This window comes from Pseudomonadota bacterium, from assembly GCA_022361155.1.
Classification (GTDB): Bacteria; Myxococcota_A; Polyangia; order Polyangiales; family JAKSBK01; genus JAKSBK01.
The window spans coordinates 1-4,688 of record JAKSBK010000337.1 but is presented as its reverse complement, the minus strand read 5'-3'; the positions used below and the strand labels follow the sequence as shown (position 1 = coordinate 4,688).

Annotated in this window: 5 protein-coding genes; all 5 read right to left on the bottom strand. The window is 64.8% G+C overall.

All coding sequences use genetic code 11. From position 1 onward, the window contains the following. Window positions 1-75: 75 nt before the first annotated feature. Window positions 76-1,332 (bottom strand): phage head morphogenesis protein, encoded by a 1,257-nt coding sequence (locus MJD61_13285; GenBank protein ID MCG8556243.1) that lies wholly within the window; start codon window positions 1,330-1,332, stop codon window positions 76-78. Then, the gene (locus MJD61_13280) at window positions 1,313-1,708 is read right to left on the bottom strand and encodes a hypothetical protein (protein MCG8556242.1); all 396 of its coding nucleotides are present in this window, start codon (window positions 1,706-1,708) and stop codon (window positions 1,313-1,315) included. Before MJD61_13280 ends, MJD61_13285 begins: the two co-directional genes overlap by 20 nt. 53 nt (window positions 1,709-1,761) lie before the next feature. Then, on the bottom strand, window positions 1,762-1,995 hold the full coding sequence (locus MJD61_13275; GenBank protein ID MCG8556241.1) for a hypothetical protein: 234 nt from the start codon (window positions 1,993-1,995) through the stop codon (window positions 1,762-1,764). Next, entirely contained in the window at window positions 1,995-3,575 is a 1,581-nt protein-coding gene (locus tag MJD61_13270; GenBank protein MCG8556240.1) for a DUF4055 domain-containing protein, read from the bottom strand. The genes MJD61_13275 and MJD61_13270 overlap by 1 nt, the downstream gene beginning before the upstream one ends. A gap of 15 nt (window positions 3,576-3,590) precedes the next feature. Then, a partial coding sequence (locus MJD61_13265) for a terminase (GenBank protein ID MCG8556239.1) occupies window positions 3,591-4,688 on the bottom strand: 1,098 nt, incomplete at its 5' end.

The window sequence follows — 4,688 nt, the reverse complement described above, 5'->3', positions numbered from 1 at the left end:
TGTCGTAGATCGCCTTGGGTACCGTCACGTCACACCTCTCCGGGCTTCACGCCCTGCCAACGGCGAAGACGTCCATCACAGGAAGTCCTCTGGGTCTAGTCCTGCCGCCCGGAACGCCTGCGCGTCGTCGCGCGCGATCTCGGCCAGCGTCTTGTCTCGTCCGAACTCGTCAACGTAGCCGCTCAACGGCAGCTTGCCACGACGGAACAGTCGCGCGCGCACTGTGCCGCCCAGCGCTTCCTCCTGGAAGATCACCGGCTGCTGGGCCAGGAACTGCGCGTACGTCCTCGCTGCGGGCACGGTCCCGATGAGCTCACGCGTCCGCTTCCGTGCGAACGCGTCGAACGCGCCCTTCGTCCCGAACGGTAGATCAGCGCGGCGTCGGACCGGAGCGATGCGCTGGCGCTCCGCGAACTCCATCAACAACTGGCGCTCCGTGACCGGCTTCATCGGACGACGTCCGAGCGGCGTAGAACTTGGCATCGGCAGCCGCCGAGAACGCTCGTTCCAGTGAAGCGGGAGCTGAGGGTAGACCTGCTCAACGGGGAAGGTCTCGCCGTCCAAGCTCTTGCAAATGTTGGTGGTCCGGTCATCCAGAGTGGCGATGAAGAGGTCAACGGAGAACACGTCGGAGTTCGCAAGAGCCCACTCTCGAGTCGTCGCGTTGGCGACCGCACTCGTCGCCGTTCTAGTCAGCGTCGTCGCCTGCTTCCTGGTGATCTCCGTGCGGCCGTCACGTCCGCGCTGGCGAACGGTTCCCACGAGGCGCCTGGAGATCTGCGGCACTGATTCACCCTGGACGATGCCGATGCGAACCTCAGTAGTCAGCCTACGAACGTCCGCGCGGCGGATGCGCGAGAAGTGTTCGGCCATCACGCCGCCCTCGAACGGCGTCGTCGTGACCAGCGCGCGCAACGTCTCGGCCGGCGGCAACGTGGTACCCAGCGTCACCGGCATGGCCGTTCTCAAGATGCCATCCATCGCCTTCGGCTCGGCCAGCGCCAGCGCTGCCATCTCCTCGCGCCACACATCTTCGGCACGATCCCACGCCGAGTTGCGGATCTTCTCGATCGCAGCGACCAGCCTCTCCATGCGGCGAACCTGGGCACGCGACTGCAGGCCCCTTGGTTGCCCTTCGAGAATCCGACGAACCTGCGCGCGCAGATCCGACTCCGTGGCGTCCAAGAGTTCGCGCACGCGCCGGGCCACGCGTCCTGAGAACTGGAGCAGACCCACCTGGTGGCGGATGGTCGCGTCGAGGTACTGCTCTAGCGCCGTCAGAGGTTCGCCCGGCTGCCGCGCGCGGCGCTGCCTACTCCTCCTGGTCGCCACTCACCAACTCCCTTCGACCGTTCTCGATCAGCTTGGCCGGAGTCAGACCGTTGAAGTCGAGCACTTTCTCCATCGCAAGGACGGCGTGCTCCGATGCCAGGGTGAAGCTTTGGTCTAGCGAAGAGAAAACGTCGTGGTCCTTCACGACCTCGCTAACGCAGCGCCTCGGATGGTCGATGTATCCGCAGCACAGGTGAAGAAGCTCGTGCCGAAGAGTCTCCAGGACTTCGGACTCAGTGTCGTGCGATTCGGGATCGATGCTGATTCGACACTGCAGGTAAGGCAGGTTGATGTGGTTCTCCCCCATGACGCTGCCCTGAAGAGGAGCGTAATCGACGTCCACGTGCCAGCTGCCCAGCCAGAGGGCGTGCCGCATCGGCGCGATTGCCTCAGAAACGATCCTTCGAACGACCGACTTGTCCATGCCGGTCATCGCGCCCTCTTGACCCGACGAAACACGGGAAGCCCGCCGCGGACTTCGTCGGTCCGCTCGAACCGCTGCAGCCGCTGCTTCGTCGGACCGGGCTGACCGCCGAGAAATTCTGGGAGCTCGACCGGAACGCGCTGGGAGACAGTCTTCGATCCCGGAACCTCGAGGTAGGCGAGCATGGGCACGACGCCGTTGTCCAGGATCACCGCCTCAGGGTAGACCGTCCCGCCCATCACGCCTCAGGATCTGAGTTGGGTTCGGGATTCGGCTGAGGCTCTGGATTTTCAGGCTCGGGGTCAGCCTCTCCGGATCCGCCCATGCCCTCCACGATCTCGTTCGTGCCGTTGCTAGCCTCAGCGCGCAGACGGCCCAGCTCCTCTTCCCACGAGAGAGCAGTCACGTTGTGGTCCTGATAGTACTCGTGGATCGTCTCGTGAGACAGAGGCGCGCCCGCGTTCTTAGCCGTGGTGAAATCGACCACGGTCCGCCCCTCGATCGCCTGCTCGGCGAACTTCAAGCTGGGTTCGACGGTGACCTCGTTCGCATTCTCGCCCATCCACCTCGCGATGATCCTGAGGATGCGCTGCACGGCGGCAGCGCCCGTGCGCGCGATGAGGCTCAGTGTGGCAGTCTGTGCCGCCACGCGCACGCGCAGCGCCTCGCCTGACTCTGCATCGTTGCCCATCTGGCGCAGTAGCTTCGCGCCCTTCTGCTCCGCGCGCGCGTAGTCGTTCTCTAGCCCGGTGCGCATCTCAGGTAGGCCGCTAGAGTCGACTCCTACGAACTGAACGGATCCGTCAGACTGCGTAACGATCTTGGCTCCAGCCCCAGTACGCACGGGTGTTTCCGCGCCGAAGTTGGTGTCTGCAATGTGCAGCGTGTCCTGGCCCTGCATGAACAGAGCCTGCCGATAGTCGGCCTCGCTCCGGTAGATACCCAGCACGTCGTCGCAAAGCCCCAGCATAGGCGGCACGTCTGGATCGGCGTCGAGGTCCTTCGGGTTGACGAAGACGAAGGGGATCTCGTTTAGCTCACGACCTGAGATCGAAGGCGCTTTCATCTCGCTGGGCGAGAAGGTGTCCTCGCGAAACACTCCAACGTTGTAGACCCCCTCTCCCACCGGCAAGTTCATGACCGACGAGTCGTCGCCGACTACCTCGTTGCTGACCTCCTGCGAAGTGATCTGCACGCCTAGCTGACCCGGCGGCGACAGCATCAACACCCGGTACTTTTCGACGTCGCGCCACTCGAAGTCCGTGAGGCGCTCGGGGCCGGTCTCGTCGATGATCACCAGGTTGAGGTTGTCGACCTCGATACCGTCCCTACGGCCGTCGTCCCAGTTGCCGACGTCCTCGGCTTCATAGATCGCCACGTACGGCTGACCCGAGCGTTCGCCGCGACCTTCGTCGACTACGTCGGCGAGCAGGCCGAGTCGGCCGATCTTCATCTGCTCTTCGTTGATCCGGCGGAGAAGCGCCTGGAGATCCTCGCCGCGTGCAGTCGCGCGCTCACGGAGGAACTCCATCCGTGACGGCAAGTTGATGATTGCAGGCTCGCGATGCATCACGCCTACGAGCGCGTCGACCGCCTCGCGGTACATGTCGGGCATGCGAGCTCGGTGGCGGTAAGCGTCGTAAGCCTTCCAGCCCGGCTGTTCGGGTGACTCACACCCGTCCTCGATCATCCCGCTCGTGGGCCGGAGGTACTCTTTCCCCTTGTCCTTGACCTTCGCCTCTCCCTCGTGCACGTCGCGGCAGCGGCGCCACTCGTCGACCCGGTCCATCCAGAGGGGGTGCTTGCTCTGCAGCGACATGGCGTGCTCTTCGCGTCAGTACCAGCCGGTCGTAGTCCCGCTGCCGCCCTGCGTGCCCATCGCTCGCACGCGGTAGCGAACCTCATCTGCCACGTGATCTTCGGCGTCCGTGTCCACGTCGTCTAGGTCCTTCTTGTCCCTCGGCAGCGAGAGAACGGTTCGAAGGAAGTGCGGGCAGTGCTCCCCAACCACGAAGAACCCGGGCTGCTCGCGCGGAACGCCAAGCTTCGGCTGTGCCGCACGGATCCGTCGCCGCATCATCTCCCAGCCCATCTTGCGCGACCCGGGACGCTTGTCTGCAGGCTTCCACGTCACCCCGTCGTAGATCCGGCCGTCGATGCGAACCGGCTTCCCCATGTCGTTCGCGACGCTGATCCCGTTCTCGACGGTGAAGATCGAGGAATCCGCCACCCCCTTCGACACGCGGCACTCTCTGCCGCGGCGCCATCCCCAGAGCACCTCGCGCTCAACGATGCCCTGTGCAACCTCTACTGCCAGTGCGCGCGTCCCCTCGTTCGGCCTGCCGGTCCAACCGTACCACTCGCGGATTCGGAACAGATCGCCGCGCACCGTGGCACGCCACGTTCCGTCGGGCATCTTCAGGTCGGAGCCGTCGCTCTCCGCGTACCACCCGACGGAGAACGGCCTGCTCGAGCCCCAGTCGAACGCGCGATCGACGCGCCAAGAATCAGGCACGTCGAACGGTGGAACCACGTTGCGCTGCTGGCTCCAAACGTCGTCGAACATGCCGCCGGCCACCACGTCCCACGACCCGTTCATCCACGCGCGCGCCTGCGCTTCGTTCCGCGCCGACGCCGCGACGGTCGTCTTGTAGTCCGGATCGGCCTCGAGCAGGATGCGGTTCTCGTCGATGTGACTGTGGATCGCGCACCGCGGCGGCTCCGGCCGCCCCTTCAGGTCGACCGGCTCCATCACGAAGGACGTCTTCCACCACTGGCCGCTCAGGCGAAACCGGTCCTTCACCCAGTTGTGACCGACGCCGTACGGGTTGGTCGTCGCGCGAACCTTGCGCGGCGCGTCTGAGCTCGATGAACGGCAACACGCGAACATGGACCGATAGCACTCATCGTCGGCCCAGTTGGTGAGCTCCTC